We start from the raw sequence: 498 nt of genomic DNA on the forward strand, positions 1-498 counted from the left end.
GTCGGCGCCGGCACCTCGCACACCGCCACGTTCCTGCGGGCGATCGGCCCGGAGCCCTGGCGCGCGGCCTACGTGCAGCCCTCGCGCCGCCCCAAGGATGGCCGCTACGGCGAGAACCCCAACCGCCTGCAGCACTACTACCAGTACCAGGTGGTGCTGAAACCCGCGCCCCCGGAAATCCTGGACCTGTACATCGGCTCGCTCAAGGCGCTGGGCATCGACCCGACCCAGCACGACATCCGTTTTGTCGAGGACGACTGGGAAAACCCGACGCTGGGCGCCTGGGGCCTGGGCTGGGAAGTGTGGCTCAACGGCATGGAAGTGACCCAGTTCACCTACTTCCAGCAGGTCGGCGGCCTGGATTGCACCCCGACCACGGGCGAGATCACCTACGGCCTGGAACGCCTGGCCATGTACCTGCAGGACGTGCAGAGCGTGTACGACCTGGTCTGGACCGAAGGCGCCAACGGCCGCCGCGTGCTGTACCGCGACGTGTTC

Annotated in this window: 1 protein-coding gene; it reads left to right on the forward strand. The window is 67.9% G+C overall.

Translation table 11 applies throughout. The features are described from left to right. A partial coding sequence (locus RCF13_RS00410; RefSeq protein WP_308140692.1) for a glycine--tRNA ligase subunit alpha occupies positions 1-498 on the forward strand: 498 nt, incomplete at both ends.

Origin of the sequence: Stenotrophomonas maltophilia group sp. RNC7 (assembly GCF_030910085.1) — a bacterium.
In the GTDB taxonomy this organism is placed as follows: Bacteria; Pseudomonadota; Gammaproteobacteria; order Xanthomonadales; family Xanthomonadaceae; genus Stenotrophomonas; species Stenotrophomonas sepilia.